30 protein-coding genes and 1 riboswitch are annotated in these 26813 nt (G+C 61.7%); of the genes, 6 read left to right on the top strand and 24 right to left on the bottom strand.

Translation table 11 applies throughout. From position 1 onward, the window contains the following. Position 1: 1 nt before the first annotated feature. From B3873_RS13970 to cyoA, 5 genes are all read right to left on the bottom strand, one after another. Positions 2-853 (bottom strand): SURF1 family protein, encoded by an 852-nt coding sequence (locus tag B3873_RS13970; RefSeq protein ID WP_286866760.1) that lies wholly within the window; start codon positions 851-853, stop codon positions 2-4. Next, positions 850-1326 carry a cytochrome o ubiquinol oxidase subunit IV gene (cyoD, locus tag B3873_RS13965; RefSeq protein WP_039785863.1) on the bottom strand — a complete coding sequence of 159 codons (477 nt, stop codon included), beginning with the start codon at positions 1324-1326 and terminating at the stop codon, positions 850-852. Before cyoD ends, B3873_RS13970 begins: the two co-directional genes overlap by 4 nt. Beyond that, positions 1323-1949, bottom strand: coding sequence for a cytochrome o ubiquinol oxidase subunit III (gene cyoC, locus B3873_RS13960; RefSeq protein ID WP_286866757.1), 627 nt, complete (start codon positions 1947-1949; stop codon positions 1323-1325). The genes cyoD and cyoC overlap by 4 nt, the downstream gene beginning before the upstream one ends. Then, on the bottom strand, positions 1942-3945 hold the full coding sequence (gene cyoB / locus B3873_RS13955; RefSeq protein WP_134222475.1) for a cytochrome o ubiquinol oxidase subunit I: 2004 nt from the start codon (positions 3943-3945) through the stop codon (positions 1942-1944). The genes cyoC and cyoB overlap by 8 nt, the downstream gene beginning before the upstream one ends. A gap of 76 nt (positions 3946-4021) precedes the next feature. After that, on the bottom strand, positions 4022-4954 hold the full coding sequence (gene cyoA, locus B3873_RS13950) for a ubiquinol oxidase subunit II (RefSeq protein WP_039785866.1): 933 nt from the start codon (positions 4952-4954) through the stop codon (positions 4022-4024). A 160-nt stretch (positions 4955-5114) separates the two neighbouring features. On the opposite strand from cyoA, the gene B3873_RS13945 reads away from it, so the two are divergent. Then, positions 5115-6458, top strand: coding sequence for an MFS transporter (locus B3873_RS13945; protein ID WP_286866754.1), 1344 nt, complete (start codon positions 5115-5117; stop codon positions 6456-6458). Between the two features lie 78 nt (positions 6459-6536). Here B3873_RS13945 and B3873_RS13940 read toward each other — a convergent pair whose 3' ends face one another. The 9 genes from B3873_RS13940 to B3873_RS13900 form a co-directional block, all read right to left on the bottom strand. Further along, a complete protein-coding gene (locus B3873_RS13940; RefSeq protein ID WP_286866752.1) occupies positions 6537-7265 on the bottom strand; it encodes an Imm52 family immunity protein in 729 nt (242 codons plus the stop codon). Between the two features lie 16 nt (positions 7266-7281). Beyond that, positions 7282-7896 carry a Tox-REase-5 domain-containing protein gene (locus B3873_RS13935; RefSeq protein ID WP_286866751.1) on the bottom strand — a complete coding sequence of 205 codons (615 nt, stop codon included), beginning with the start codon at positions 7894-7896 and terminating at the stop codon, positions 7282-7284. Next, positions 7896-8252, bottom strand: coding sequence for a hypothetical protein (locus tag B3873_RS13930; RefSeq protein ID WP_134222478.1), 357 nt, complete (start codon positions 8250-8252; stop codon positions 7896-7898). The genes B3873_RS13935 and B3873_RS13930 overlap by 1 nt, the downstream gene beginning before the upstream one ends. Beyond that, positions 8245-8748 carry a DUF4123 domain-containing protein gene (locus B3873_RS13925; protein WP_286866748.1) on the bottom strand — a complete coding sequence of 168 codons (504 nt, stop codon included), beginning with the start codon at positions 8746-8748 and terminating at the stop codon, positions 8245-8247. The genes B3873_RS13930 and B3873_RS13925 overlap by 8 nt, the downstream gene beginning before the upstream one ends. Before the next feature lie 53 nt (positions 8749-8801). Next, positions 8802-9161 (bottom strand): PAAR domain-containing protein, encoded by a 360-nt coding sequence (locus B3873_RS13920; protein WP_286866746.1) that lies wholly within the window; start codon positions 9159-9161, stop codon positions 8802-8804. A gap of 115 nt (positions 9162-9276) precedes the next feature. Then, positions 9277-10392 (bottom strand): zinc-binding metallopeptidase family protein, encoded by a 1116-nt coding sequence (locus B3873_RS13915; protein WP_286866744.1) that lies wholly within the window; start codon positions 10390-10392, stop codon positions 9277-9279. A 169-nt stretch (positions 10393-10561) separates the two neighbouring features. Beyond that, positions 10562-11467, bottom strand: a complete 906-nt coding sequence (nadC, locus tag B3873_RS13910; RefSeq protein WP_209535815.1) for a carboxylating nicotinate-nucleotide diphosphorylase — start codon at positions 11465-11467, stop codon at positions 10562-10564. Then, positions 11464-12603 (bottom strand): quinolinate synthase NadA, encoded by a 1140-nt coding sequence (gene nadA / locus B3873_RS13905; RefSeq protein WP_286866741.1) that lies wholly within the window; start codon positions 12601-12603, stop codon positions 11464-11466. The genes nadC and nadA overlap by 4 nt, the downstream gene beginning before the upstream one ends. A 37-nt stretch (positions 12604-12640) precedes the next feature. Further along, positions 12641-14239, bottom strand: coding sequence for an ABC-F family ATPase (locus B3873_RS13900; protein ID WP_134136421.1), 1599 nt, complete (start codon positions 14237-14239; stop codon positions 12641-12643). A gap of 244 nt (positions 14240-14483) precedes the next feature. Between B3873_RS13900 and B3873_RS13895 the strand changes: the two genes are divergently transcribed. Then, positions 14484-15059, top strand: coding sequence for a DUF1439 domain-containing protein (locus tag B3873_RS13895; RefSeq protein WP_286866739.1), 576 nt, complete (start codon positions 14484-14486; stop codon positions 15057-15059). 48 nt (positions 15060-15107) lie between these two features. Here the strand turns inward: B3873_RS13895 and ldcA are convergent, their stop codons facing one another. The 5 genes from ldcA to B3873_RS13870 form a co-directional block, all read right to left on the bottom strand. Continuing rightward, a complete protein-coding gene (gene ldcA, locus B3873_RS13890) occupies positions 15108-16118 on the bottom strand; it encodes a muramoyltetrapeptide carboxypeptidase (protein WP_286866737.1) in 1011 nt (336 codons plus the stop codon). Further along, a complete protein-coding gene (gene tadA / locus B3873_RS13885) occupies positions 16115-16666 on the bottom strand; it encodes a tRNA adenosine(34) deaminase TadA (RefSeq protein ID WP_034332337.1) in 552 nt (183 codons plus the stop codon). The genes ldcA and tadA overlap by 4 nt, the downstream gene beginning before the upstream one ends. Next, complete coding sequence (gene queD, locus B3873_RS13880; RefSeq protein WP_276841042.1) at positions 16666-17112, bottom strand: 6-carboxytetrahydropterin synthase QueD; 447 nt, start codon at positions 17110-17112, stop codon at positions 16666-16668. The genes tadA and queD overlap by 1 nt, the downstream gene beginning before the upstream one ends. Before the next feature lie 106 nt (positions 17113-17218). Then, positions 17219-17854: a 7-carboxy-7-deazaguanine synthase gene (queE, locus tag B3873_RS13875; protein WP_286866735.1), complete on the bottom strand. Its 636-nt coding sequence runs from the start codon at positions 17852-17854 to the stop codon at positions 17219-17221. A 155-nt stretch (positions 17855-18009) separates the two neighbouring features. Further along, the gene (locus B3873_RS13870; protein ID WP_286866734.1) at positions 18010-18924 is read right to left on the bottom strand and encodes a DUF72 domain-containing protein; all 915 of its coding nucleotides are present in this window, start codon (positions 18922-18924) and stop codon (positions 18010-18012) included. A 140-nt stretch (positions 18925-19064) separates the two neighbouring features. Here B3873_RS13870 and B3873_RS13865 point away from each other — a divergent pair, with 140 nt between their 5' ends. From B3873_RS13865 to B3873_RS13850, 4 genes are all read left to right on the top strand, one after another. Then, positions 19065-19439 carry a cupin domain-containing protein gene (locus B3873_RS13865; protein ID WP_286866732.1) on the top strand — a complete coding sequence of 125 codons (375 nt, stop codon included), beginning with the start codon at positions 19065-19067 and terminating at the stop codon, positions 19437-19439. A 19-nt stretch (positions 19440-19458) separates the two neighbouring features. Next, a complete protein-coding gene (locus B3873_RS13860) occupies positions 19459-20283 on the top strand; it encodes a tetratricopeptide repeat protein (protein WP_286866731.1) in 825 nt (274 codons plus the stop codon). 65 nt (positions 20284-20348) lie between these two features. Next, a riboswitch (Fluoride riboswitch) is annotated at positions 20349-20422 on the top strand. 89 nt (positions 20423-20511) lie between these two features. Then, on the top strand, positions 20512-21828 hold the full coding sequence (locus B3873_RS13855) for a voltage-gated chloride channel family protein (RefSeq protein ID WP_286866730.1): 1317 nt from the start codon (positions 20512-20514) through the stop codon (positions 21826-21828). Positions 21829-22135: 307 nt separating this feature from the next. Continuing rightward, entirely contained in the window at positions 22136-23002 is an 867-nt protein-coding gene (locus tag B3873_RS13850; protein ID WP_286866728.1) for a DUF296 domain-containing protein, read from the top strand. A 347-nt stretch (positions 23003-23349) separates the two neighbouring features. Here B3873_RS13850 and B3873_RS13845 read toward each other — a convergent pair whose 3' ends face one another. From B3873_RS13845 to B3873_RS13825, 5 genes are all read right to left on the bottom strand, one after another. Beyond that, the gene (locus B3873_RS13845) at positions 23350-23718 is read right to left on the bottom strand and encodes a response regulator (RefSeq protein ID WP_039787057.1); all 369 of its coding nucleotides are present in this window, start codon (positions 23716-23718) and stop codon (positions 23350-23352) included. A gap of 76 nt (positions 23719-23794) precedes the next feature. Then, a complete protein-coding gene (locus tag B3873_RS13840) occupies positions 23795-24748 on the bottom strand; it encodes a chemotaxis protein CheX (RefSeq protein ID WP_286866726.1) in 954 nt (317 codons plus the stop codon). A 31-nt stretch (positions 24749-24779) separates the two neighbouring features. Next, positions 24780-25388 (bottom strand): hypothetical protein, encoded by a 609-nt coding sequence (locus tag B3873_RS13835; protein ID WP_039787062.1) that lies wholly within the window; start codon positions 25386-25388, stop codon positions 24780-24782. Continuing rightward, positions 25385-26110 carry a methyl-accepting chemotaxis protein gene (locus B3873_RS13830; RefSeq protein WP_286866723.1) on the bottom strand — a complete coding sequence of 242 codons (726 nt, stop codon included), beginning with the start codon at positions 26108-26110 and terminating at the stop codon, positions 25385-25387. The genes B3873_RS13835 and B3873_RS13830 overlap by 4 nt, the downstream gene beginning before the upstream one ends. 51 nt (positions 26111-26161) lie before the next feature. Further along, on the bottom strand, positions 26162-26813 hold a 652-nt coding region (locus B3873_RS13825; protein ID WP_286866721.1), incomplete at its 5' end, for an ATP-binding protein.

Raw genomic sequence — 26813 nt, 5'->3', positions numbered from 1 at the left:
CTCAGCCCCTGGATTGCGCATCCTGGATGCGCTGGCGCCAGCGGCGTTCGTCGCGGATCACCCAATAGCCCGCACCCAGCGACATGAGCGCCAGAGCGTACCAGGTCAGGGCATAGACCAAGTGGCTGTTGTGGAAGGCGATCACGGTCAGGCCACCGACGGGTTTCTGCGCATCAGGAGCGCTGGCGGCATTGGCTTCCGACGACGCCTTGTCGGCATCGACGAAATACGGTGCCACCTGCCCCGCTGGCAGATTTCGGGCTTGTGCAATTGCCTTCACATCGCGCGAATACCAGCGATTCTGCGCGGCGTCATTGCTGCGCAGGAAGCCGCCCCCCTGCTCGCTCATGCGCAGCAATCCAGTCACTTCGTTCAGCTGGCCTGCAGGCGCATCCGCCAGCTGGGAGTCAGCCAGCTTGAGCGGCGATACCGAGACGAAGCCGCGATTGATCAGCACTACGCTGCCGTCGGCGGTCTGCAAGGGCGTCAGCAGCCAGGCACCGCTGCCCAGGTCGGTACTGGCCTGTACGGCCACCGTCTTGCTGTACAGGTAGCGGCCGCTCAAGGCCACGCGCTTGTATTCATCGCGCTCGGCAGTCACGTTCGGCCAGTCCTGCGCAGCGGGTGGCGCCACCGGCGCGGCGTGCACCCGGGCGTCGACCTTGGCGATCAGGTCCAGCTTCCATTGCAGGCGATAGACCTGCCAGGTTCCCAGCGCAGCGAAGACCAGAAAGAAAAATCCCGCCAAAAGCGTCAGCAGCAACAAGCTGGCCTTTGTGCGGGATACCGGGGCGGCTTGCGCCGCCCCGCTTTCTTTGCCTTGCGTCACGCCATCAGTTGGCGTCGGGCTCATTTCGATGGGGCTGCGCCGTGTTGCATGCCTTGCATACCCTGCATCGACTGCGGCACGGTTTCGGTCGGCATGTTTTCAGGCGACATGGTCGGCATCATGTTGTGGTTCAAGTGATACATGACCCACAGCGAACCGGACAGTGCGATCACCACGATGACGACGGTGAAGATCATCGCCAGCATGTTCCATCCACCTTCGGACTTGCTGTTCATGTGCAGGAAATACTTGATGTGCACCACGATCTGCACTGCCGCGAAGACCAGCAATACGATGCCCAGAGTTGCCGGGTTCGCGATGGTCTTGTTCATGACCATCCAGAACGGGATCGCGGTGAGGATCACGGCCAGCACGAAGCCGGTGACGTAATCCTTCATCGTGCCGTGTGCGGCGTGGTCGCCATGACCATGACCGTGGCCATGGTCGTCTTGATGGCCCATCGGTCGGGCCGGGTGTTCTTGGTGGCCGCGGCTCATGGCAGGACTCCCATCAGATAGACAAAGGTGAAGACGCCGATCCAGACCACGTCCAGGAAGTGCCAGAACATCGACAGGCACATCAGGCGACGGCCGTTGGCTTCGGTCAGGCCGTGCTTGTTGATCTGGAACAGCAGCACGACCAGCCAGATGATGCCGAAGGAAACGTGCAGACCGTGGGTACCGACCAGCGCGAAGAACGAGGTCAGGAAGCCACTGCGTGCCGGGCCTGCGCCTTCGTGGATCAGGTGCAGGAACTCGTACAGTTCGAAGTAGATGAAGCCGGCACCCAGCAGACCCGTGATGATCAGCCAGATGATGGTGTTCTGCTGCTTCTTGGCCTGCATGGCCAGCATGGCGAAACCGTAGGTGATCGACGACAGCAGCAGCAGCGCGGTGTTCAGCGCCACCAGCGGCAGGTCGAACAGCTCGGCGCCGGTCGGACCGCCTGCATAGTTGCGGCCCAGGACGGCGTAGCACGCAAACAGGCAGGCGAAGATCAGGCAATCGCTCATCAGGTAGATCCAGAAGCCCAGCAAAGTGCCGTTCTCCGGATGGTGATGGCGGACGAAATAGCGCGAGCTAGGCGTCGCGTCGGCCGTGTGGTTGATTGCTTCAGACATGGCTATTCAACAGACGTGTGCGCTCTGCTTCGACACGGACGACTTCGTCGGCCGGGATGTAGTAGTCGCGGTTGTAATTAAAGGTGTGCACGATGGTGGCCACGCACAGGGCGACGAAACCAGCCACGGCGGGCAACCACATGTGCCAGATCATGGCGAAGCCAACGGCAGCGGACAGCGCGGCGATGATGAAGCCGGCACCGGTGTTCTTGGGCATGTGGATTTCCACGAAATCACCCAGCGGACGCTGATAGTTGTTCTTCTTCATGTCAGCCCAGGCGTCGTTGTCATGCACGACCGGGGTGAAGGCGAAGTTGTAAGCCGGCGGCGGCGACGAAGTCGACCATTCCAGGGTACGGCCGTTCCACGGGTCACCGGTCACATCGGCCAGCTTCTTGCGGTCGCGGATCGAGACAGCGATCTGGATGATGAAGGAACCGATGCCCAGGGCGATCAGACCAGCACCCAGTGCAGCGACCACGAACCAGATCTGCAGCGACGGATCATCGAAGTGGCTCATGCGGCGGGTCACGCCCATCAGGCCCAGTACATACAGCGGCATGAAGGCCAGGTAGAAGCCGACCAGCCAGAACCAGAACGAGCACTTGCCCCAGAATTCGTTCAGCTTGAAGCCGAAGGCCTTCGGGAACCAGAAGTTGATGCCGGCGAACATGCCGAACACCACGCCGCCGATGATGACGTTGTGGAAGTGGGCGATCAGGAACAGCGAGTTGTGCAGCACGAAGTCAGCCGGGGGAACGGCCAGCAGCACGCCGGTCATGCCACCGATGACGAAGGTGACCATGAAACCGATGGTCCACAGCATCGGCACTTCGAAGCGGATACGGCCGCGGTACATCGTGAAGAGCCAGTTGAAGATCTTGGCACCGGTCGGGATCGAAATGATCATCGTGGTGATGCCGAAGAACGAGTTCACGCTGGCACCCGAACCCATGGTGAAGAAGTGGTGCAGCCACACCAGGTAGGACAGGATCGTAATCACGACGGTCGCATACACCATGGAGGTGTAACCGAACAGGCGCTTGCCGCTGAAGGTCGACACGATTTCCGAGAACACGCCGAAAGCCGGCAGGATCAGGATGTACACCTCGGGGTGGCCCCAGATCCAGATCAGGTTCACGTACATCATGGCGTTGCCGCCCATGTCGTTGGTGAAGAAGTTGGTACCGAAGATGCGGTCCAGAGACAGCATGCCCAGGACAGCGGTCAGCACCGGGAAGGCAGCCACGATCAGGACGTTGGTGCAGAGCGAGGTCCAGGTGAAGACCGGCATCTTCATCATGTTCATGCCCGGGGCGCGCATCTTGACGATGGTCACCACCAGGTTGATGCCGGAAAGCAGTGTCCCTACCCCGGCCACCTGCAAGGCCCAGATGTAGTAATCCACCCCCACGTCAGGGCTGTACAGGATGCCCGACAGCGGCGGGTAAGCCAGCCAGCCGGTGCGGGCGAATTCGCCCACGAACAGCGAGGCCATCACCAGCAGTGCGCCGAAGGTGGTCATCCAGAAGCTGAAGTTGTTCAGGAAGGGGAAGGCCACGTCACGTGCACCGATCTGCAGGGGCACGACGTAGTTCATCAGACCGGTCACCAGGGGCATGGCCACGAAGAAGATCATGATCACGCCGTGGGCGGTGAACACCTGGTCATAGTGGTGCGGCGGCAGGAAGCCGGCATTGTCGCCAAAGGCGATGGCTTGCTGCGCACGCATCATCAGTGCGTCGGCAAAGCCGCGCAGCAGCATGACAATGGCCAGCACGATATACATGATGCCGATGCGCTTGTGGTCGATACTGGTGAACCAGTCGCGCCACAGCATGCCCCACAGGCGATATTTGGTGAGCAGGCCGAGTACTACTATGCCGCCCAGCGCCACCATGGCGAAGGTACCGATCAGGATCGGCTCATGGTATGGAATCGCTTCCAGACTGAGACGACCGAAGATCAGCTTTATCAGGTCAAAATTGTCAGACATCTTTACTTCCCGGGGAAAAAGGAAATGGGGGCGCAGCGGTGTTCTGCTGCGCTGATACGGCTACCAGGCAAGGAAATCATTCGGCCTTTTGCTGGCCCGGTTTCACGTTCAGGTCGGTGGCCATCATCTTGTCCATGCAAACCGTGTTGGGTGCGACGCAACGATTCACGATGGCGTGGAACAGTTCGGGCTCGACGCTGCCAATCAGGCGGGCAGGTTCGCGTTCGCTCGGCTGTTCCAGTTTCAGGTATTCGGCACGGTCCAGCTTGCCAGCGCCCGCCTTGGCCTTCTGCACCCAAGCGTCAAAGCCGGCCTGGTCCAGGCCATGGAACTTGAAGCGCATGTGCGAGAAGCCCGCACCACTGTAGTTGGCCGAGAAACCTTCATATTCGCCGGCCTTGTTGATGACGGCGTGCAGCTTGGTTTCCATGCTCGGCATCGCGTAGATCTGGCCTGCCAGTGCCGGGATGTAGAACGAGTTCATCACGTTGGAGGCAGTAATCTTGAACTGGATGGGAACATCCACGGGTGCAGCCAACTCATTGACAGTAGCGATGCCTTGTTCCGGATAGATGAACAGCCACTTCCAGTCCAGCGCCACGACTTCCACCACCAGCGGTTTGACCTGGGGCGACAGCGGACGCTCGGCGTCGATGCGCGAGAGCGGACGGTACGGGTCCAGGGTGTGGGTGGTGATCCAGGTCAACAGGCCCAGGGCGATGATGATCAGCAGGGGTGCGCCCCAGATGACCAGTTCCAGGCGGGTCGAGTGATCCCAGTCCGGCTCGTAGGGAGCGGAAGTGTTGCTCTTGCGATAACGCCATGCGAACAGCAGCGTCAGGATGATCACCGGGACGATGATGAGCAGCATCAACGCGGTCGAGATGACGATCAGGCGTGCTTGCTGGTTAGCGATGTCGCCGGAAGGATTCATCACGACGGTGTTGCACCCAGCCAACAGAAGCGCAGGAAGCAGGAGCAATCCGCGACGGAGGATTTGAGAAACCATGAAGGAAAATTCCAGTCGTATGTATCAGAGCGTGGTAATGTAACGCCAATAAAGTGTGTTGGCGATTGGACGTTTTGTCCCACCCTGTCACTTGCCACCTGCCAGGTTGGGATTTGTAGCACGTACTGCGACTAAACCTCTAACAGTGGGAGACAAAGCCATGGCAAGCACCAGCATCCACAATGGTGAAGGTTCCGGTCAACTCCGGCCTCAATCCAGCAATCCTTCCACTCACCACGAACACGGCACGATCGAACCCGGTGAGATCGCGGTGGGCGTCTTGATCGGACGCGCGTCCGAATACTTCGACTTCTTCGTTTATGCACTGGCTTCGGTGCTGGTGTTCCCGGCGGTCTTCTTTCCCAACGAACCGAAACTGGAAGGCACGCTCTACGCCTTCGTGATCTTTGCCTTCGCCTTCCTGGCCCGCCCCATCGGGACCACGATCTTCATGGCGATTCAAAAGCACTACGGCCGAGAGGTAAAACTGACGCTGGCGTTGTTCATGCTCGGCTTTTCGACTGCGGGCATTGCGTTATTGCCAACTTACGAACACATTGGTGTGTGGGCCATCATCTTGCTCTCGCTCTTGCGTGTCGGTCAAGGGGTGGCGCTGGGCGGTGCGTGGGACGGCCTGCCTTCGCTGCTGGCGATGAACGCCCCGCCGAACAAGCGCGGCTGGTATGCCGCACTGGGCCAACTGGGTGCGCCGCTGGGCTTCGTGATCGCTGCCAGCCTGTTTGCCTACATGCTGGCCACGCTGACCACGACCGACTTCCTTGACTGGGGCTGGCGTTTCCCCTTCTATGTGGCCTTTGCCATCAACGTGGTGGCGCTGTTCTCGCGCCTGCGCCTGGTGTCGGCACCGGAATACGCCAAGCTGCTCGATGAGCGCGAGCTGGAGCCGGCCGGCGTGGTTGAGCTGGCCACCACCCAAGGCCGCAACATCATCATCGGCGCCCTCGCCGCCCTGGCCAGCTATGCGCTGTTCCACCTGGTGACGGTGTTCCCGCTGTCGTGGATCAAGCTGTATTCGCTGCGTGAAGCGTCGGATTTCCTGGTGATCCAGATCTGGGGCGGCCTGATCATGGCAGTCGGCATCGTCGTCTCGGGTCTGGTTGCGGACCGTTTCGGCCGCCGCAATACCCTGGGTTCGATGGCACTGCTGATCGCGATCCTGTCGGCCTTCGTCCCGAGCTTGATGAATGGTGGTGAGTCCGGCCAGAACACCTTCATCCTGATCGGCTTTGCACTCCTGGGCTTGTCTTACGGCCAGGCTGCCGGTGCCGTGACGGCCAACTTCAAGGCCCGCTATCGCTACACTGGCGCGGCCCTGACTTCAGACCTGGCCTGGCTGGTCGGAGCCGGTTTCGCACCGCTGGTGGCGCTGGGCTTGTCGGCGCACTTCGGGATGGCTTACGTGAGCTTCTACCTGCTGTCCGGCGCTGTGGGTTCGCTGGCTGCGCTGAGCCTGAACCGTGCGCTGGAAGGGCGTGATGACTGAATCCTGCTGAGCGCCTCATGATAAAAAACCCGGAAGGAAACTTCCGGGTTTTTTATTGTGCGATTCGCCAGCCTTCTGTCAGATCAGCAGATCCGGATAGCGCGGCAGCAAGTTCTGATCCGTCAGCCTGACCTCGATGTCATGGGCAGTGCGTACGTGAGCGGGGTTATCGATGTCGAAGATCGTATCGGCGACGCTGATGATGATCGCGCCCATCAGTTGGCCGGCAGGGTCGTGCACGGGCTCCAGTCGGGCAGCTTCGGGAACTTGCCTGGCCGAGAGTTGACGGGGCAGGTAAAGCATCCAGCCGACTCCGGGCTTGTCCCGAAATACCGGGCGATACCGGGCAGGCTGGACAAACAGTACTTTCGGAGCAAAAAGCTGAACTACCTTTTCAATAGTTTCAGCCACTGTAGCCACAGCCCAGACGGACATATCCTGGACGGACAGAGAGATGATTTCCGCTGCCCCATCAGCGTGATTAAACTGATATGCAATACTGGCACCACGCCCTGCTTCCATTTCTCCATTCCAGAGCGTCACATGGCGGCAGGATGAAGCAGACTCCCCTCGGTATCGCTCGCGATAAACCGCAATCAGGGCCGAGGAAGCTTTTTCCCCATCGAACGCAGGATAACGGAAGGACCCCTCCATATCGCCTGTTGCCAATAACCAGTTCTGTGGTCGCAAATTCCCATCTTGTTCAGCCAAGCTCCGGACAAATTCATGGATTGTTCCCATTCGTTGCGTCAGGTCCTGTGCAACGACAGGAGCAGGCAAGAATATTTGCATGTCAAAAGGTTTCATGATGCTTGATCTGGATTCAGGGAAGGTGAATGATTTGAATGGTCGGAGAAATCTGGGCGATCAAGGGCGCCATGTATTGGTAGGACAAGGGCTCTTGGAAGTACCATCTCAATTGCACCGGCGGGCGAGGCAGCGCAACTCCGTGCTGCTTTCGAGCCTTCTCAACCATGTCGCTCATGATTTCGCGTTGGAAGTGGTACTTGAACTGATTCGGGGCGACAAAAAACTGGTCATATCCAGCCTTTGCATCCATCAACAAACATTCGGTCGCCTTGAATCCATCAAACTCCCGGCCCTCGTACTTCCACTCCGTCAAAAACAGCGGCCCGGCACGCATGCCAGTAACGCGTGCCTGATAATCCATCCATGATTTGTGTTCCTTGAAATTCTTGGTGATCTCATGCCCCGCCAGCGGCGGACAATCCCGGCACTTCTCGCGCGCAGCCGCGTCCACCTCGGCCTTGGCCAGCGGCGCATCTTTGGCCTTGTCCGCTTCGCTTCTGCGATCCTCGATTTGCTCCCCCACCACCACACCCCCTGTGCCGCCGGCAACACGAGGCAACCAACGCTTGATCACGGGCACCGCGCGTTGCGCCGCCGCGCGGCCGACTTGAACGGCAATGGCTGCCATTATTCTTCCTCCTTCATCCGTTGCAATTCGTTGGCCAGGATGGCGTCGAAGTCATCGAGCCGCTGTTCCGGTGTCGCCCCCGGCATGCTGAGGTAGTGGCGAATCAGCTCATCCCCAAAAAGACCCGGTGCCCCGGCCTCCAGGGTCATCATGTAAAGCAGATGGGGCGTCGAGGTGAACCCCATCGAGCGGCCTCGTTCATAGGTGATGCGCATGCGTTCGATCACCGCATTCCGGCCGGGATCGCTGCGCATGTCCTGGTGCTGCGCAAGATACTGGTCGGCAGCAGCGGCTATGAAGTGCTGGGTATCGATGTGCAGGAACTGCCGGTATTGTTCGGACGTGAGTTCAAGCATGGTCGCGTCCTATGTGAACCGGACGGCCGTCCACCACGAAATGCCATTGCCGGATTGAATGAAAGAACGCGATACGTTGCGCTTCATCCAGCCGCCGCGCCAGCGTCGCCAGTACGCGCGGATCCCAGAATCGCAGCAGGGCCGAGCGGCCATCCGGCAGGCGCAGGTTCAGGCGCGCCTGCAAATGCGCGGCAAGCGCGGCCGTGTCGAACGCTGCATAAATCCAGGAAACCGCTGCCCGGCTCCGCTCCAGCGCGATCAACTGGCGGCAAAGCGCATAGGACTGCCGCTGCACCGCCAGCAACCAGGGACCACCCTCCATCAAGGATTCTTCTTCCGTGCCCGCGAACAGACTGGTTGCACCGGGCTGCTCAGCAAGGGGCACCGAGAAGTTCATCTCGGCAAAATGGACTCCATCGACCAGTACATGCAGTTGCTCTCCCGCCAGCGGCTGCGGCAGGGGCTTGATCCGGCCATGTGGCAACGGGGTTCTCATGCGCGCACCAACAAGGACTGGCCAGACTGCGCGGCAGCAGCCAGACAAGGCAGTCAAATCGAGGAAGGCGACGAGGCCGCGGGCGGAACAGGCTCTCTGTCCGCGCTGGCAGCGGTGCCGGAAGGGGCCGCCTGAGCTGCCGTTTTTTCTTCCGAGTGCGTGGCCACCCCTTGGCTGGCGATGAGCGTGGCGCCACACGCCGTGCGGTCGCCGTCACGCGCCGGTGCCTGGCCCATGGACTTCATGTCGCCCGCACCGGATGTGATGGGAAATGTCCCTTTGCATTGGGGACAGCTGGTCAGGTCGCCGACCCGCGCGACGGCCTTGCCATGAACGAGAAAGGTCTGATCGCCGGAAATGACCGTGCCACCATGGCTGGTCTTGTCACCGACGACGATGAAGGGACGCCCCATGCAACTCTCCTTGCCAGCTCTACCGCTGGAATTGATGAGCCGCTTCGAGTCGCTGCAGGGAGAATGACTCCCTGCCCCCTTCAATCAACTAGCAACAATCGAAATCCTGCGAGCCTCAAGACGGCGCGCCGCCATTGACCACTTCATGCACGAAGCGCAGTTTCTGCAGTACCGGCGTGGACAAGGTGAAGGGATAGGAATCCGGCATGCCAATGCTGCGATTGAGGCTGTTGAGCACATAGGTCAGCGCAAACCACTCGCGGGCCAATTCGTCAAAGGAACCGGCCGCCACCGGCGGCGCCTTGATGACCAGCTTCTGCTCGCCCTCATGGCGCGGCCGCAGCTGCACGCCGCAGGCATAGGCCGTCTCCAGCGTATCGAACATATGAAGATAATGGGCCCAGGTCTCCGCCCAGTCTTCCCAGGGGTGGCTGCTGGCGTAGGCACTGACGAAGTTTTCTTCCCAGTCCGGGCGCGGGCCATTCTCGTAATGGGCCTTGAGCGCTTCGCCATAGTCTTGGCGCTCGTCACCGAACATCTCCCGGAACGGTGTGATCCAGTTGGTTGGCGCCACCAGCCGGTCGAAATAGTAATGGCCGCTCTCATGCCGGAAATGCCCCAGCAGCGTGCGATACGGCTCGGCCATCTGCTCGCGCGCCTGTTCGCGGTAGGCGGGATCGGCTTCGGCAATGTTGATGGTGATGACGCCATCGGCATGCCCGGTCAGCACCCGCTCGCCATGCGGAAGGTCTTGCAGGAATTCGAAGGCAAGGCCGGCTTCTTCATCTTCCATCTTCGGTACCGGCTGCAATTGCAAGGTCCAGAGAGAATGCAGCAGGCGCCGCTTGGCCGTCTCCAGGCGGCTCCACAGCACCCGGTTGTTGCCTTCGTCGAGATTGGGAATGACGCGCGTGAGGCGGCAGGAGGCACACAACTCGTGCGGCTCGCGCTCATCGAGCATCCAGTTGCAGATGTTTTCGCGCCAGTAGTTGACGCACTGCTTGAACACAACACCCTCGTTCTGCGGCCTGACGCTGCGCCAGCGCCCCGGCCCGGCTTCAGGAACGGCGGCTTCGGCATCCGGCGCCGGTGCGACTGCCGGCTCCAGCGGCGAAAAGCTGGCAATGGCCTGCAATTGAGGCTGATAACCCAGCATCCAGCCACAATTGCCACATACGGTGTTTTCGAAAAAGACTTGCGCGCTGCAATTGTCGCAGTGAAAGGTTTTCATGGGCTCCCCCGTTGTTTATCGTCATTGCCGACGAAGCATTGTCGTCGGCATCTGGCGTTTGAAGGGGAAAACCGAGATACGTTCCTGCATGCAGGCACGCAAAAAAGTGAAGCCTGGTGCAAGTTACTGCGCCAGGCCGATGCAAGGGTGAGGCCGGCCGTTCAGCAGGTCAGGCAATCACGCGCAAGGAAAAATCAGTCGCCTGGATATCCTTGGTGAGGCTGCCGATGGAGATGCGATCCACGCCGGTTTCGGCAATGGCGCGCACGGTCTGCATGTTGATGCCGCCGGAGGCTTCAAGCAAGGCGCGCCCCGCATTGACCGCCACAGCCTCGCGCATCATGTCCAGAGAGAAATTGTCCAGCAGGATCGACTCAGCACCAGCCTGCAGGGCTTCATTGAGCTCGGCAATGCTTTCCACCTCGACCTGGATGGTCACACCTGCGTTGAGCTTCAAGGCGGCAGCCACAGCCGCAGTGATGCCGCCGGCGGCCGCGATGTGGTTTTCCTTGATGAGGATGCCGTCATACAGCGCCAGCCGCTGGTTGGCGCCACCGCCCACGCGCACCGCGTATTTCTGCGCCAGGCGCAGGCCGGGCAAGGTCTTGCGGGTATCGAGAATGGCCGCGCGCGTGCCCTGCACCACGTCCACGTAACGCCGGGTGGCGCTGGCCACGCCCGAAAGCAGCTGCAGGAAATTGAGTGCGCCGCGCTCGGCGGTCAGCAGGGCACGGGCCGGGCCTTCGATGGTGCAGACCTCGCTGTCGGCGGCCATCAGGTCGCCTTCGGCATAGCTCCAGCTGACCTGCAGGCGCGGGTCGAGCCGGGTCATGACGGCCTCGAACCAGGGCGCACCGCACAGCACGGCAGCTTCGCGCACGATGACGCGGGCCTTCACGAATTCGTTTTCCGGCACCAGGAGGCCCGTGTAGTCGCAGTCGCCCACATCCTCGGCGATGGCCTGGTTGACGTTGGCATCGAAAGCCGCATGCAGCGCGGCATCGAAAGGACCGAAAGGATTGCGCAGATTGCTGGCCGCGATGGTCGAGGCAGTCTTGAGGGCGTGGAGCGTCATGCGGGGCCGATTCCTGCAAACAGTTGCTGTTCGTCTTCAAGGCGCGCCGAGGGGCGGACCTTGGCCTTGCGCTGGGCGGCGAAGTCCAGCATGCGGTCGATGCAGACCACGGCCTGCTTGCCGATCGCCGGATCGACGTGGATTTCATTGGCGCCGGTTTCCAGCACGTGCAGCAGATTCTGCAAGCCATTCATGGCCATCCACGGACAGTGCGCACAGCTCTTGCAGGTGGCGCTGTTGCCGGCGGTGGGGGCATCGATGAAACGCTTGCCAGGAGCCGCTGCGCGCATCTTGTGCAGGATGCCATTGTCAGTAGCGACGATGAAAGCCGGCGCATCGGACGATTGCACCGCCGCGATCAGCTGCGAGGTCGACCCGATCACATCGGCCTGCGCCACCACCGCTTCGGGCGACTCCGGGTGCACCAGCACCAGTGCGTCGGGATTTTCGGCGCGCATCAGTTCCAGCTCGATGCCCTTGAATTCGTCATGCACGAGACAGGAACCCTGCCACAGCAGCATGTCGGCGCCGGTCTGCTTCTGGATGTAGCTGCCCAGGTGCTTGTCCGGTGCCCACAGGATCTTCTTGCCCTGGGCGTGCAGGTGCTGGACGATCTCAAGACCAATGCCGGAAGTCACCATCCAGTCGGCACGGGCCTTCACGGCCGCGCTGGTATTGGCATAGACCACCACGGTGCGGTCCGGATGCTGGTCGCAGAAGGCCGCGAACTCATCGGCCGGACAACCCAGGTCCAACGAGCAGGTCGCGTCCAGGTCGGGCATCAGGATGCGCTTTTCGGGGCTGAGGATCTTGGCGGTCTCGCCCATGAAGCGCACGCCGGCCACAACCAGGGTCTGTGCGGCATGATCACGGCCGAAACGCGCCATCTCCAGTGAATCCGAGACGCAGCCGCCGGTTTCCTCGGCCAGGTCCTGCAGGTCGCCATCGACGTAGTAGTGCGCCACCAGCACCGCCTGCTTTTCCTTGAGCAGCTGGCGGATGCGCGCCTTCAATTGCGCGCGTTCCTCGGGGCTGGGCGTGGCCGGTACCTTGGCCCACGCATTGGCGGTACAACTGCCGCCGGTCTCCATTTGCGGTCGCTCGAATTCGACGACCTTGGTTGCTGTTGCTTGCATGGCGGTCAACAATGCTGTGCTGATGCGGTTGGGGGAATTATTCGATGCCCTGGCTGGCCAGGTAGTCTTCGTAGCCGCCCTGGAAGTCGATCACCTGGCCGTCCTTCACTTCGAGGATGCGGGTGGCCAGCGAGGACACGAATTCACGGTCGTGCGACACGAAGATCAGCGTACCGGCGTACTTTTCCAGCGCGATGTTGAGCGATTCGATGGATTCCATATCCATGTGGTTGGTCGGCTCATCCATCAGCAGCACGTTGTGGCGGCCCAGCATCAGCTTGCCGTACATCATGCGGCCCTTTTCGCCACCGGAGAGCACCTTCACCGATTTCTTCACATCGTCGCCCGAGAACAGCAGACGGCCCAGAATGCCGCGCACGGCCTGGTCATCGTCGCCTTCCTGGGTCCACTTGCCCATCCAGTCGGTCAGGGTCTCGCCACCGGCGAATTCCTCGGTCGGATCCTGGGGCATATAGCCGACGTTGGCATTCTCTGCCCACTTCACCTCGCCCGAATCCGGATGCAGGCCGGTCACATCGCCGCCGATGCTGCGCAGCAGAGTGGTTTTACCCGCGCCGTTGGCACCGATGATGGCGATCTTCTCGCCGGCTTCGACCATGATGCTGAAGTTCTTGAAGATGTCGCGGTCGTAGGTCTTGGTGATGCTCTGGGTTTCCACGGCCAGGCGGTGCAGCTTCTTTTCGCCTTCGAAGCGCACGAACGGGTTCACGCGGGAAGACGGCTTGATGTCCTCGACCTTGATCTTGTCGATCTGCTTGGCGCGCGAAGTCGCCTGGCGGGCCTTGGACTTGTTGGCCGAGAAGCGGCGCACGAAGTCCTGCAGTTCGGCCACTTTTTCCTTGGCCTTGGCGTTGACGGCCAACTGTTGCGCTCGCGCTTGCGATGACGCCAGCATGTAGTCGTCATAGTTGCCGGGATAGATCTTCAGCGTGCCGTAATCCATGTCGGCCATGTGGGTACAGACCTGGTTCAGGAAGTGGCGATCGTGGGAAATGATGATCATGGTGGAATTGCGCTCGTTGAGCACTTCTTCCAGCCAGCGGATGGTGTCGATGTCCAGGTTGTTGGTCGGCTCGTCCAGCAGCAGGATGTCCGGGTTGGAGAACAGGGCCTGAGCCAGCAGCACGCGCAGCTTCCAGCCGGGTGCGACATTGCTCATCGGGCCGGTGTGCTGTTCGATGGGCACACCCACGCCCAGCAGCAGCTCGCCGGCACGCGCTTCGGCGGTGTAGCCGTCGTATTCGGCGAACTTGGCTTCCAGGTCGGCGGCCTTCATGTAGTCGTCGTCAGTGGCATCCGGATTGGCGTAGATCGCATCGCGCTCGGACATGGCCGCCCACATTTCCACGTGGCCCATCATGACCACATCCAGCACGCGCATTTCTTCATACGCGAACTGATCCTGGCGCAGCTTGCCCAGGCGCTCGTTCACGTCCAGGCTGACGTTGCCGCCCGACGGCTCCAGGTCGCCGCCCAGAATCTTCATGAAGGTGGATTTGCCGCAGCCATTGGCGCCGATCAGGCCGTAGCGATTGCCATCGCCGAACTTGACGGAAATGTTCTCGAACAACGGCTTGGCGCCGAACTGCATGGTGATGTTTGCGGTGGATAGCACTGCGAAAACCTTTTCAAAAATGTAACTTGCGTACGCCGATCAACAACGAAACTGCGGCACGCGAAACCCGGCATTTTACCACCGCGAGCCTGCTGCGGCTTGCCTTGCGGGCGGGAGAGCCGGTGAAAAATTGCCAACAACCAATCTTTGTGCGCCTCAGGAGACCCCGCACGCTTACAATTGCCCGGAATTTTCGCCCGTCGCGGGCGCTCTGACCCAATTTGCCACTCTGGAAACTGCAAGCATGAAGCGAGTCTTTCTTCCCGCCGCCGTCCTCACCCTGTCCGCTCTGGCCTTGCCGCTGATGCCGGCGCAGGCCGCCGACACCGGTTACAACGTCTGGACCAATGAATACACCGTCTCCAGACAGCAACTGCAGACGGCCATCGCCCCGCAATTCCCGCGCAAGATGCGCTACATGGACATCTTCGACGTGACCTTCAGCAACCCGCGCCTGGGCATGCTGCCGTCCGAAAACCGCATGAATACCGTGGTCGACGCCCAGATTGCCAATCCCCTGCTCCTGCAGCGCCCGGTCAACGCGGTGCTGACCCTGAGCAGCGCATTCAAGTACGATCCGGCCACGCGCTCGCTGCGATTGGATGCGCCCAAGGTGGACAAGGTCGACAGCACCGACCTGCCGCCGCAATACGCGCAGCAGCTGACCACCCTGGGCAATGCCGCCGCCGACCAGTTCCTGCGCGACTACGCGCTCTATACCTTCAAGCCCGAACAGCTGCAGATGAACGGCAAGACCTTCGAGCCCGGCAAGATCACGGTCGAACAGGACGCGGTCAAGGTGGAAATCAAGGAAAAGTGACGATTCCTTCACTGAGCATGCAAGCAGCCCGCCGGGCCGCCTGCAGTCTCACCGGCGGGCCAGGGTCGGATAATCCGAGAGGGTCAAGGTGAAGCCTTCTGCACCGCGGGCATCGAGCGCCGCGTGCGCGCCCAGCGGTAGCGTCACCAGATCGCGCACATGGCCGAAGGGCAGACCGGTCACGATGGGGGTGGCGATGCGCTGGCGCAGGAAAGCCAGCATCTCGGTGAAATCGTAGCCGTTGTCGATCTCGGCCAGGCGGTAGGCCGAGAAGTCGCCCAGCAGGATGGCCTTCTGCCTGGCCAGCACGCCAGCCTGCTCCAGCTGCAGGATCATGCGTTCCACCCGGAACGGATGTTCATTCACATCCTCCAGGAACAGAATCCCGCCGTCGATGGCGGGAAACTGCGGATGGCCAACCATATGCGCCATCATCGCCAGATTGCCGCCCCACAGCTTGCCCGCGCACTGCAGCACCGGGCTCAGCGGATCGGTACGGCGGTCGCCGTTGGGGACGCGATCTGCACCTGCCGGGCCGTCATAGTTGTGGACCACCACCTGCGCTGAAGTCAGCGTGCGCCATAAATTCGCCAGCGCTGCCCAGTTGGGCGATTCGGCGCCAAAATCACCGGAGAGCATCGGCCCCTGGAAACCGGCGTAACCCGATTGCGCCAGCAGGCAGCACTGCAGGGCCGTGAAATCGCTGTAGCCCACCAGCAGCTTGCCACTGGCGGCCAGCGCGGGAATGTCCAGCGCCGGCAGGATACGGCTCATCCCATAGGAGCCACGCAACCCCATGATGACGTCGATTTCCGGGTCGGCCGCCGCTTCCATCAGTTGCGCCGCGCGCTGCTCATCGGTGGCGCCGAAGCGTTGGTAGCGCCGGGCATGGTCGTAGAAATTGCGCACCCGGCAGCCCAGCGATTCCAGCAAGGCCACGCCGCGCTGCACGCCGGCGGGATCCAGCCCGGCATGGCCACACGGTGCCACAATGGCCACCCCCGTTCCCGGCAGGACCAGTCCTTCCAGCAATTCACGGCCAGCAGTTGCGATCGTCATGTTGGTTCACCTGATGCTTGTGCATCGCCTTGCGCGGCGGCGTCGAGCAGGCGTTGCTGCTTCACTTGTTCGCGTCGCATGGCGAAGAATTCTTTCAGTAACTGGCCACACTCCTCGGCCATCACGCCGCCCAGCAGTTCGGTGTGATGGTTCAGCTTGTCTTGCTCAAACAGGTTCACCACCGAGCCGCACGCACCGGTCTTGGGATCGGCCGCGCCATAGACCACGCGTGCCAGGCGGGCGTGCATCATGGCACCGGAACACATCACGCAGGGTTCCAGCGTGACGTAGAGCTCACATCCGGGCAGGCGATAGTTGCCCAGCTTCTCGGCCGCCCGGCGCAGCGCCATGATCTCCGCATGGGCGGTCGGATCGTGCTTGCCGATGGGCTGGTTGAAGCCGGTGGCGATGACCACGCCATCCTTGACCACCACCGCACCCACCGGCACCTCGCCCAGCGCCCAGGCATTGTTGGCCTGGTCGAGCGCGGCGCGCATGTGGCGCAGGTCGGCCTCGGTGATGGCTTGCGGGAGGACAGCGCCGTCCATCAGTCGGCCGTGACTTCAGCCCAGCAGTTGGGCGTTTCGTGCAGCACCAGCTTCTGCAGGTGCAGGCCAGTGCCGTAGCGGTCCTTGTAGGCCGCCTTGAGGATGGCGAAGGCTTCGCGCGCCAGGTTTTCGACCGTCGGGATGCTGCCGATGATGACCGTCTTGTGGCCCGGCAGGCTGGCCAGGAAGTCGCGGACCGGTGCGTCCTTTTCATAGACCAGGAAGGCATGGTCCCAGACGTCGACCAGGTGCTCCTTGGCCAGGGCCTTGATGTCGGAAAAGTCCATGATCATGCCGTTGTCGGAATTGCCCTCGATGTCGATGACCGCGCCGGTCAGGGTGATTTCCAGCGTATAGCGGTGGCCGTGCAGGTTGCGGCACTGGCTCTTGTGGTCCGGAATGCGGTGGCCGGCGTCGAATTCGAGTTTGCGGGTAATGGTGAGCATGAATGTTTCTTCGAGGATGGCCGCCGCACAAGCCGTGCAGCAGGCCGGGTGAAGCCATTGTAATCACGCGGCGCAGCGCCGCATGAAGAAAAAAGCAAAAAATCAGTCAGGGGATATTGAGCAGCTTGTGGGTCTGGATGCTCAGCTTCCACTTGGGGTTGTTCTTGACCATCTCGATGGCCAGGCGGGTATTGGCGGCCGCCTGCAGGCCATCCATGGGCTGCAGCAGGAAGTGCTGGAAATCCAGCTTTTCATATTCGTCCAGCGGCTGTCCGGGTTGCGGCACCACGACTTTGAGTTCGCTGCCGCGTTTGACCTTCAATTCCGAACCCATCTTGGGGCTCACGCAGATCCAGTCCACGCCCTCGGGTACTTCGATGGTGCCATTGGTCTCGATGGCGATTTCAAAGCCGACCGCATGCATGGCCTCGATCAGGGCCGTATCCAGTTGCAGCAGGGGCTCGCCGCCGGTGAAGACAACGTATTTGCTGGCCGCATGGCGGGCCGGCCAGAAGCCGTTGATCTTGTCGGCCAGCTCAGCCGCCGACTTGAACTTGCCGCCGTTCTCGCCATCGGTGCCGACGAAATCGGTGTCGCAGAACTGGCAGATGGCGCGGGCGCGGTCTTCCTCGCGGCCGGTCCACAGGTTGCAGCCGGAAAAGCGGCAGAACACCGCCGGACGGCCGGCGTGCGCGCCCTCGCCTTGCAAGGTATAGAAGATTTCTTTGATGCTGTAAGTCACGATATGAAGGCGAAAGGCAGGCGCAAGGCCGCACCGGGATGAATTCACGCGGCGGGCTTCAGCAATTCAGCAAACTTCACTAAGTCACTGATATTGCAGCCCATTTTGTCCGCATCAGGGGCAGTATTATAGCCGCTCCTAGGGGCCGGTTCACCTCATCGATCCTCATCGAGCATGTGGCCGGGCGGCGGCAAGTCCAGCTTCAGGCCCAGGCGGTCGATCAGGCGGCGCGCGTCAAAGGGGGCCTTGACCTTCATATCGTTATCAAAATAACAGTAAATATCGCGGCTGGCCCGCTTGCGCGGCGCGCTCCCGGCGATCCTTGGCCCGTCTTCCGGCTGACCGCCGCTGGCCCAGGCCCGGATACGCTCGGCCCAGGCGTCGATGGCTTCATCGCTGTAGCCGCTCTGGTACAGGCGCTTGTCGCCATGCAGGCGCAGGTACATGAAATCAGCCGTCACGTCCTCCTGATAGGGCCATTCCTTGGGCGCATCCGCGACGACCAGCGCTACCTTGTATTTGCGCAGCAGCTTGATGAAGGATTCATCCACGAAGCTGTCATGGCGAATTTCCATGGCATGGCGCAGCTTGCGCTTGCGGTCGATGTCCAGCGCCACCCTGCCCTCCATGCGTGGCTCATGGCCACGCGCCAGCCGCTGCGCCGCCTCGGTATCGTGCGGCAACAAGCTCAGGAAGTATTCCAGCGGCTCCGGGTCATAGCGGAAGCTGGGCGGGAATTGCCACAGGAAGGGGCCGAGCTTTTCTTTCAGGTTCAGTACGCCGGAGGCCAAGACATTGGCCAGAGCGCCATCAATATCCTGCAGCCGGCGCGTGTGCGTGATGAAGCGATTGCCCTTGTGGCTGAAGAGGAAGCCGGGCGGCGTTGCTTCATACCAGCGCTGGTAGCTTTCCGGGCGCTGCAGGGCGTAGAAGGAACCGTTGAGTTCGATGCTCGGCAGTACCCGCGAGGCGTAGTGCAGTTCGTCGTCCTGACGCAGCCCCTCAGGATAGAAACTGCCGCGCCACGGCGCATAGCGCCAGCCGGAAATGCCGATCCAGATCTTGCCCATGATGCTCTCCTCGTTCAGATTCTCCTGTCCCGATGTGACCCAAGGCATCCAGCTTGGTGCCAGCCAGCGCGACTGTAGCGGGCCAGCTGCTGTTACACTGCTGGCCTCGCCGTTGACCGCTGCCTGCCCACTTCTTCATCATGTCCGCCACCCCTGCCATCATCCAGTTCCGCCTGAATTCCCCTGCGCCTGAATACGACCACCCACGCGAAGACCGCCGCCTGGAGGGCAATCCGCTGCGCACCACGTGGAATCACTTCACCAATGCCAGCGGAGAAATGAACGCCGGCATCTGGGCCTGCGAAAAAGGCAGCTGGCGCATCGCCTTCGCCGCCAACAAAGATGAATATTTCTGCGTCCTCGAAGGCCGCTGCCGCGTCATCGACGAACAGGGCCATGCGGCCGAAGCGGGTCCGGGCGATGCGATGGTGATTCCGGCGGGATTCAAGGGCGTCTTTGAAGTGCTGGAGCCGGTGCGCAAGCATTACGTCATCGTCGAACGCGCCGCTGGCTGAACAACCACCTGCCCGCGCCATGTCCGCCTCGCCAGCCGCTCCCGACCAGATCATGGGCGCCGCCCTGCAGCACTACAATGCCGGACGGGCCGCAGAAGCCGAACAAGCCTGCCACGCCTTGCTGGCGCTGGTGCTGCAGCATCCGGCCGCCCATCAGCTGCTGGCCATGCTGGCGCTGGACCGGCAGGCGCTGGCGCAGGCGCGGCAACATATCCTGCTGAGCCTGGCGCCGCGGCCGCAGCATGTGCCCTCGTTGCTCATGGCCGGTCGAATAGCGCTGGCCGAAGGCGATCCCGCCACGGCCGTCCAGTATTTCGACGCGGCGGCACGACATCAGCCTGGAGTGAGCCAGGCGCATTTCCACCTCGGCACCAGTTTGTCGGCAGTGGGGCGGCATGCGGAGGCAGTAGCGGCTTTGCGCCAGGCCGTCGCGCTGGCGCCGCAAGCCATGGAAGCCGTCCTCAACCTGGGAAGCGCCCTGCGCGAACTGGGCGAGCTCCCCGCCGCCCGTGAGGCCTTTGAACAAGCGTGCCGGCTGCGTCCCGATGTAGCCGAGACCTGGTTCAACCTCGGCCTGACCCTGCAGGATATGAAGGAAGGTGCCGCCGCCGTCGACGCCTTTGCCCGCGCGCTGCAACTGCGTCCCGGCTATGCCGATGCCGCGCTCAACCTGGGTGTGGCCCTGCAAGAGATACATCGCATGGACGATGCCCTGCAGGCCTTCCGCACGGCGCTGCGGCTGCAGCCGCAGTGGTTCGGCCGCATCGCCCACGCCCTCACGGCGGGCAGCAGCGGCCGGCTGTGGCTGCATGTACGTGACCTGGAAGCGGCCCTGCGTGGATGATTGACCTATGCACTGTCTGCAACAGACAACGCGCCGTTGTCGATGAGCTTCAATCTTGCTACTATCGGGGTCAAGGAGATGGCATTCCTCCTTCAACCGCCACCAACGTCCTGTTGGGGCTGATGATGCCTACAGTGACCTGGCAATCCGGGGCTGTAGGCGTTCGCCTTTCTGCTTCGCGCGCTCCTTACCCGGTGTGCCAGGATGTTCATTCAGCACTCTGGTCACATGAAAAATCAAAAACTCCCCGAACAGCTGCACCTGCTGCCTTACATCATCAAATGGTGTCTGATCGCCTGCCTGATCGCCGCCCTTGCCGGATCGGCCTCGGCCTTCTTCCTCTTCGCGCTTGACTACGCCACGCACTGGCGTGAAACCCATCCGTGGATCATCTGGCTGCTGCCGCTGGGCGGTTTTGCGGTCGGCTGGCTGTACCTGAAGACCGGCAAGCCGGTGGAAGCCGGCAACAACCTGCTGATCGATGAAATCCACGATCCGAAAAAGGTGATCCCGCTGCGGATGGCGCCGCTGGTGTTGTTCGGCACCGTGATGTCGCACCTGTTCGGTGCTTCCGTGGGCCGTGAAGGCACGGCCGTGCAGATGGGCGGCGCGCTGGCCGATCAGCTGACCACGGTGCTGCGGCTGCGCACGGAAGACCGGCGCATTCTCCTGATGGCCGGCATCAGCGCCGGGTTTGCGTCGGTCTTCGGCACGCCGATGGCCGGTGCATTGTTCGGACTGGAAGTGCTGGCCATCGGCCGCATGCGCTATGACGCCATCCTGCCCTGCTTCGTGGCGGCCATCGCGGCCGATCAGGTCGGGCTGGCCTGGGGCGTGCATCACACCCACTACCACATGGGCAGCGTGGCACCGGTCGCGCTGTGGAGCGTGGCGGCAGTGATCGCGGCCGGTGTGGTCTTCGGGCTGGTCGGCATGGTGTTTGCCAACAGCACGCACCGGCTGTCGGCCTTCATGAAGCGTCACGTCAGCTATGCGCCGCTGCGGCCGTTCATCGGCGGCGCCATCGTTGCGGTGGCGGTGTGGGCGCTGGGTACGCAACGCTACATCGGCCTCGGCATCCCGGTGATCGTGGAAGCCTTCCAGCAACCGCTGGCCCCTTGGGATTTCCTGGGCAAGATGGTCTTTACGGTGACCTCGCTGGGCACCGGTTTCAAGGGCGGCGAAGTCACACCGCTCTTCTATATCGGCGCGACAGTGGGCAATGCGCTGGCCCCCCTGCTGCATCTGCCGTTTTCGATGCTGGCCGGGATCGGCTTCGTGGCGGTCTTTGCGGGCGCGGCCAATACGCCGATTGCCTCCACCATCATGGCCGTCGAATTGTTCGGGCCGGAGATCGGTCCGTTTGCGGCGCTGGCTTGCGTGGTGGCCTATCTGTTCTCCGGACACACCGGCATCTATCATGCGCAACGCGTGGGACAGGGGAAGTATCTGTCGCTGCCGGAAGGCTTGAAGATCGGCGAGATTGGCGCCTACAGGGCGCGACGCCAGGCGGAGCGGGAACAGGAGAGTATCGGCGAGAAGTGATGTGAGGCCGGGCCGGTACCCTGTCTCGTGCAGCGGGAGGCGGACAGCATAACTGTACAGTGAGCTGTATCGGGACTGTAATGGTCATGAGTTCGATCTGTACTGCTGACCGAACCAGAGGTGTCCGCACAAGTGTCTGCACTCATGGTGAGTGAACATATGCAATAGCAAACCTCATCTGCATGCTGACGGATTAAAAACATTCACCGGCATCCCGCCACCGAACGCGCGATAATCCCCGAACTCAACCAGCCCCGACGGCCCCTCAAAGCCGCACCGCCCGCAGCCCAGCTGCCAAGGAGACCGCATGACAGCCGCACCCGCCTTCGCCCGCACCGTCCGCCACCCCGGCCCGCCCGACCCGCAGCGCATCGTTACCCTGTCCGGTCCGGCGATGCATCTCGATTTCACCCTCGAAACCGGCATGAACCTGCGTGACGCCATCAGCATTCCGCTGGCACGCGCGGGCCTGGATGGCGGTACCGTGCGCTTCGCCAACCTCCCTGTCTCCCCCCTTCACTTCCTCATGCCTGCACTGGCGGTGGATGACCAGCACGCCGCTTTCTACAGCGCGCCACAGGCGATAGAAGAAGGAACGGTGATCGAATACGCCTGCGCCACCGCCGGACGCAAGGAAGGCGAGCCTTTCGTGCACTGTCACGCCATCTGGCGCGGCCGCGATGGCCAGCGCCAGGGTGGTCACCTGATGATGGAAAAAACCGTGGCCGGTGCCAGTACGCCCGCGCAAGCCTGGGGTCTGCACGACGCCACCATGGCGACTCGCTACGATCCCGAGACCAATTTCACCCTGTTCTACCCTACCCGGCTGAGCGACCAGCCCCTCTCAGCGAGTGGAAAACGCTTGGTACTGGCACGCATCCGCCCCGATCAAGATCTGACCATTGCCGTCGAACAGGCCTGCGCGGAGAACGGTATGCGCGATGCAGTCGTGCGTGGCAGCGTGGGCAGCATCATCGGGGCAGATTTTGAAGACGGACGCGTGCTGGAAGACCGCGCCACTGAAATCCTGGTCCGCTCGGGCGAAGTGCGCGATGGAATCGGGCGCCTGGATATCGGCCTCATCAATCCCCAAGGTCAGGTCTGTGAAGGAGTGCTCAAACGCGGCAGTAATCCCGTGCTGATCTGTTTCGAACTGGTGCTGGAAGAGAAGTGATTCGAGCCAGCTTGTGCTGCGCCAGCCACTCCCGCAGATCTGCCACGTCCGCGCGCCGGACGCATTGCTGCGAACTGCTCCGCCGTGAGAAGCTGCGTGTCCGGGTCGGCCAGAGCAGCCTTTGTGAGGGCGGCGTTTTCGCGGCGGCCGGACAGAATCGTTCCTTGCTTGAGTTTCGGCATATCACTCGGTTTGAAACGGATTGGATCATGAACGGACGATCATTGTAGCCACGTCAAATCACCCAGGACAGTAGTAACGCCGGAAATGAAAACGGCTCGCAAAGAAGCGAGCCGATCAAGAATCATACTGCAGGATAATGAGTTCTCTTTAGCTATCTTATCGACTCAAACACCCACCAGCTTCTTGAACGTCGGCAACACCGCCTCCCCCTTGAAGGGCTTGACGATCCAACCCTTGATCCCGGCAGCCTTGCCACGTTCCTTCATGATGGGCGAATTCTCGGTAGTGAGCATGATGATGTTCACAGTGGCATTGCCCAGTTCGCTGCGGATCTTCTCGGCCATGGTCAGGCCGTCCATGTTGGGCATGTTCACGTCGGAGACCACCAGCTTGATGGCCGGGTCGCTCTTGAGCTTGGCCAGGCCATCGCGGCCATCCACGGCCAGGGCCACGTCCAGGCCATTTTTCTTGAGGAAGTCACCGACTTCGGCGCGCACGGTGCTCGAATCGTCCACTACCAGGATTTGTGCCATCTTGAATTCTCTCTTTGCTTGATTTGCGTAATTGCTTGAGGGGAAGGTAAATCAATGCCGGAGTGCTGCCCCGGCCTCAGAACAGTTCCAGCTCGCCGGATTCGAACAGCTCTTCCACCGAGGTCTGGTTCTCGGTGAAATCCTCCGGCGACCACGACAGGTTGAAGATGAAGCGCTGCAGCAGCACCAGCGGTGCGCCGTCGTCACGACGCAGCAGGTACTTGAAGCACAGCTGCGCATCCTCCGAACCGAAGGAAATGTAGCGATGCTGGTGATTGATGATGATCGGCACCTGGCTCAGTTGATGAATGGGCTGGCTCTGGTTGATGAAGCGGTTCTTGAACCAGCCCCAGATCAGGTTGGTCAGTTCGCCCAGCGCATTGTTGAGATTGCGGAAATCGCCCGATTCCTCCGGTGCCAGCGCCTGCAGAGTCTTCTGTTCCGCCTGCAGCATCATGTAGCCACGGCACCAGCTGCTCTCCAGCGGGATGAGCGTGAACACTTCCCCGAAGATGATGCGGTCGCGGACCAGGTAAGGCTGCTCGATCTCTACCTGCATGCCGGGGAACTGGCTCTCCAGCACCATGCGGCTGATCTCGGCAATGCCGCGCACCAGTGCATTGGGGTATTGCTGGCTGAAAATCGACGAGGCCACCGCCGGTGCCAGCGCATCGATGTGCTCGATGCGATAGACGGCGCTGAAGAGTTCGCTATCGCGTTCGGACAATTCGACATCAGCAGCTTCCCGGCGACGGCGCAGGAAGATCGGCAACTCCGGCCGCACCTCGCGGATGCGGCGCGCCAGGCCCGGCCCGCCCTCGCCCAGTCCGGCCAGGCTTTCCGAGAGCATGATGCCGCCCAGGTCTACATTGCTGCGCAAGACTGCCATCACATGTTCTTCATGGGCCTTCAGCCCGACCAGGTTGTGGCGCTCGCAAAAGGATTTGATGGTGTCGTAGCAGTCGGCGTCGCGGTCCAGGACCAACACCTTGCTGGTGATGGCGTTGTCGAGGCTGGCAGTGGCTTCCATGGTGATGAGATTCCCCCGAATCGTTGAATGGTCAGAACAGTTCCAGCTCGCCCGTGGTATCGGCCTCTTCGCCCGGTGCCACGGCAAAGTCCAGCCGGTCGTAAGTGGAAAGGGCCAGCGAGACATGCAGGCGCGGCGTGTCTGCCATGTCGATGGCGAAATGCCGCACGTGCGCGCAGTTGAGTTTTTGCAGGTAGGCCACGCACTGCGTATCGATCACGTTGGGCGTGGACATGCCCAGGTGCGGGAAGAAGCGTCCCAGCTCGCGATTGAAGATGCCGCAGCAGAGATTGCCGCATTCGGCAATTGCATCCATCAAGGCCTGTTCGCCCATCTCCCCGGCAGACACCCGCGTCAGGCGCGCAAAGTGGCCGCGAGTGGCGGCGTCCGGCGTGAAGTGGAACATCACCATCAGGCGGAACAGATAAGACGAGATGGTCAGCACCACCATCTTCTTCTCGGTAAGGGCGGCGATGTCTTCCACCACCGAGATCTCCGCACTGGCGTCCGACGGCACCAGGCTGCTGCGCAGCGCCTGCTGCAGGAGCGTATCGAAGCCGTCGCACGCGCTGGCGCTGATGCGCTCGTCGGCCACGATCTCGGCTACCGCCTGCAGCTCGTCCATGTCGTTGGCGCTCATGCCGCTTCAGCCAGCGCTTGCCGGGTCTTCTTGTTGATCAGGTCGAGGCCGATGACGGCTCCCATGATCATCTTGCCGCCGGCCTGCAGGTCCTGGAAGGTGGTGGTGGTGATCAGGTCGTTCTGGTACAGGTTGGCGCGATAGCTCTTGGAAAGCTTTTCGGCCCGCTGCGCCAGATCGCGTACTTCCTGCGCCACCACGGCAAAGCCACGGCCATGTACACCGGCACGCGCAGCTTCGATGGACGCATTCAGGGCCACGATGATGACCTGGTTCACGATCAGCGCGAACTCGTCGTTCTTGCGATGCATCTCGCGGTTGTGCGCGATCAGCTCGTTCATGTCGTCATGCCAGCGCTCGAAGGTGCGTACCAGACCCAGCAGCTTGCTGATGGTGTCCTGCGACTCGTCGCAACTCTGGCGCACGCGGGACACGTGATCGGACTGCTCGCTGGACAGGCGCGCCAGCATGGCCTCGCTCTCGCGGCGCATCTCGGCCATATGCTGCTGCGCGGCCAGCCGATCCTGTTCCAGCTGTTGCTGGTGCGCGCTCCATTGCTGCTGTTGCTCGGCGAGTGCGGTCTGGGCCTGGTCACGTACGCGTTCCAGCTGACCGGCATCGATCAGCTGGCGCGCGCGGCGCTTCTGGCGCAGCCACAGCGCGGCCATCGGCAGGCCGGCCAGGGCAGCGCCCAGCGCCACCAGAAGAAGTGATTGAAACATGGCGTGCTATTCCTGCTGTCTTGATGAGATTGCGTGATCGCGTCAGGTGAATCAGGCGACCTGTGCATCGCCGCCCGGCGGCAGCACCGCCGGTGCAGCGATTTCCTGTCCCGCCACCGGATACGGCACGTCGATGCCATCGACTTCCACCGCCACGTTTTCCGGCAGCATCACGATGATCTGGAAGGCACGGAAGGCAGCGCCCTCTTCGCTATCCATGAAACGGATCTCGATCTTGCCGTGTTCACGGGTGACGAAGTCCAGCACCGCATCCATGCCCACGCCGCGTCCCGATACCTCGGTCACTTCGCTGCGGGTGGAGAAGCCCGGCTGCAGGATCAGGCGCGCGATCTCGGCATCGGTGAGTACCTGGTCCACGCTGATGAGCTGCTTCTCGATAGCGATCTGGCGCACCTTGTGCAGCGCCAGGCCACGGCCATCGTCGGACAGGGCCATCTGGAACATGTCTTCCATCACGCCCATTTCCAGCTTGATGGTGCCGGCTTCGGGCTTGCCCTTGGCCAGGCGCTCTTCGCCCGATTCCAGACCGTGATCCACCGCATTGCGGATCAGGTGCATGAATACGTTCTGCAGCAGCGGCGAAGCAAAACTGTGGACCACATAGCCGTTGTCGTCGATCTGCACTATCGGGGCCGACTTGCCGAGGTCGCTGGCCAGCGCCGGCAGCGAATCGATGACCGGG

The sequence above is a fragment of the Herbaspirillum sp. UBA812 genome (genome assembly GCF_002296545.1).
Taxonomy (GTDB): Bacteria; Pseudomonadota; Gammaproteobacteria; order Burkholderiales; family Burkholderiaceae_D; genus Herbaspirillum; species Herbaspirillum huttiense.
This window is presented reverse-complemented; position numbering and strand designations above follow the sequence as displayed.

What these genes read in the sequence shown, in the direction of transcription:
- B3873_RS13920 (WP_286866746.1), bottom strand. Translation starts at nt 9,161, where the DNA reads ATGGGGCGTCCCTTCATCGTCGTCGGTGACAAGACCAGCCATGGTGGC.
- B3873_RS13845 (WP_039787057.1), bottom strand. Translation starts at nt 23,718, where the DNA reads ATGGCACAAATCCTGGTAGTGGACGATTCGAGCACCGTGCGCGCCGAA.
- B3873_RS13840 (WP_286866726.1), bottom strand. Translation starts at nt 24,748, where the DNA reads ATGGAAGCCACTGCCAGCCTCGACAACGCCATCACCAGCAAGGTGTTG.
- cyoD (WP_039785863.1), bottom strand. Translation starts at nt 1,326, where the DNA reads ATGAGCCGCGGCCACCAAGAACACCCGGCCCGACCGATGGGCCATCAA.
- tadA (WP_034332337.1), bottom strand. Translation starts at nt 16,666, where the DNA reads ATGGACGGCGCTGTCCTCCCGCAAGCCATCACCGAGGCCGACCTGCGC.
- B3873_RS13835 (WP_039787062.1), bottom strand. Translation starts at nt 25,388, where the DNA reads ATGAGCGCCAACGACATGGACGAGCTGCAGGCGGTAGCCGAGATCGTG.
- B3873_RS13970 (WP_286866760.1), bottom strand. Translation starts at nt 853, where the DNA reads ATGAGCCCGACGCCAACTGATGGCGTGACGCAAGGCAAAGAAAGCGGG.
- B3873_RS13865 (WP_286866732.1), top strand. Translation starts at nt 19,065, where the DNA reads ATGTCCGCCACCCCTGCCATCATCCAGTTCCGCCTGAATTCCCCTGCG.
- B3873_RS13830 (WP_286866723.1), bottom strand. Translation starts at nt 26,110, where the DNA reads ATGTTTCAATCACTTCTTCTGGTGGCGCTGGGCGCTGCCCTGGCCGGC.
- B3873_RS13860 (WP_286866731.1), top strand. Translation starts at nt 19,459, where the DNA reads ATGTCCGCCTCGCCAGCCGCTCCCGACCAGATCATGGGCGCCGCCCTG.
- B3873_RS13895 (WP_286866739.1), top strand. Translation starts at nt 14,484, where the DNA reads ATGAAGCGAGTCTTTCTTCCCGCCGCCGTCCTCACCCTGTCCGCTCTG.
- cyoA (WP_039785866.1), bottom strand. Translation starts at nt 4,954, where the DNA reads ATGGTTTCTCAAATCCTCCGTCGCGGATTGCTCCTGCTTCCTGCGCTT.
- B3873_RS13935 (WP_286866751.1), bottom strand. Translation starts at nt 7,896, where the DNA reads ATGGCAGCCATTGCCGTTCAAGTCGGCCGCGCGGCGGCGCAACGCGCG.
- B3873_RS13870 (WP_286866734.1), bottom strand. Translation starts at nt 18,924, where the DNA reads ATGGGCAAGATCTGGATCGGCATTTCCGGCTGGCGCTATGCGCCGTGG.
- B3873_RS13855 (WP_286866730.1), top strand. Translation starts at nt 20,512, where the DNA reads ATGAAAAATCAAAAACTCCCCGAACAGCTGCACCTGCTGCCTTACATC.
- nadA (WP_286866741.1), bottom strand. Translation starts at nt 12,603, where the DNA reads ATGCAAGCAACAGCAACCAAGGTCGTCGAATTCGAGCGACCGCAAATG.
- B3873_RS13940 (WP_286866752.1), bottom strand. Translation starts at nt 7,265, where the DNA reads ATGAAACCTTTTGACATGCAAATATTCTTGCCTGCTCCTGTCGTTGCA.
- B3873_RS13925 (WP_286866748.1), bottom strand. Translation starts at nt 8,748, where the DNA reads ATGAGAACCCCGTTGCCACATGGCCGGATCAAGCCCCTGCCGCAGCCG.
- cyoC (WP_286866757.1), bottom strand. Translation starts at nt 1,949, where the DNA reads ATGTCTGAAGCAATCAACCACACGGCCGACGCGACGCCTAGCTCGCGC.
- B3873_RS13915 (WP_286866744.1), bottom strand. Translation starts at nt 10,392, where the DNA reads ATGAAAACCTTTCACTGCGACAATTGCAGCGCGCAAGTCTTTTTCGAA.
- B3873_RS13930 (WP_134222478.1), bottom strand. Translation starts at nt 8,252, where the DNA reads ATGCTTGAACTCACGTCCGAACAATACCGGCAGTTCCTGCACATCGAT.
- nadC (WP_209535815.1), bottom strand. Translation starts at nt 11,467, where the DNA reads ATGACGCTCCACGCCCTCAAGACTGCCTCGACCATCGCGGCCAGCAAT.
- B3873_RS13945 (WP_286866754.1), top strand. Translation starts at nt 5,115, where the DNA reads ATGGCAAGCACCAGCATCCACAATGGTGAAGGTTCCGGTCAACTCCGG.
- queD (WP_276841042.1), bottom strand. Translation starts at nt 17,112, where the DNA reads ATGCTCACCATTACCCGCAAACTCGAATTCGACGCCGGCCACCGCATT.
- B3873_RS13850 (WP_286866728.1), top strand. Translation starts at nt 22,136, where the DNA reads ATGACAGCCGCACCCGCCTTCGCCCGCACCGTCCGCCACCCCGGCCCG.
- cyoB (WP_134222475.1), bottom strand. Translation starts at nt 3,945, where the DNA reads ATGTCTGACAATTTTGACCTGATAAAGCTGATCTTCGGTCGTCTCAGT.
- ldcA (WP_286866737.1), bottom strand. Translation starts at nt 16,118, where the DNA reads ATGACGATCGCAACTGCTGGCCGTGAATTGCTGGAAGGACTGGTCCTG.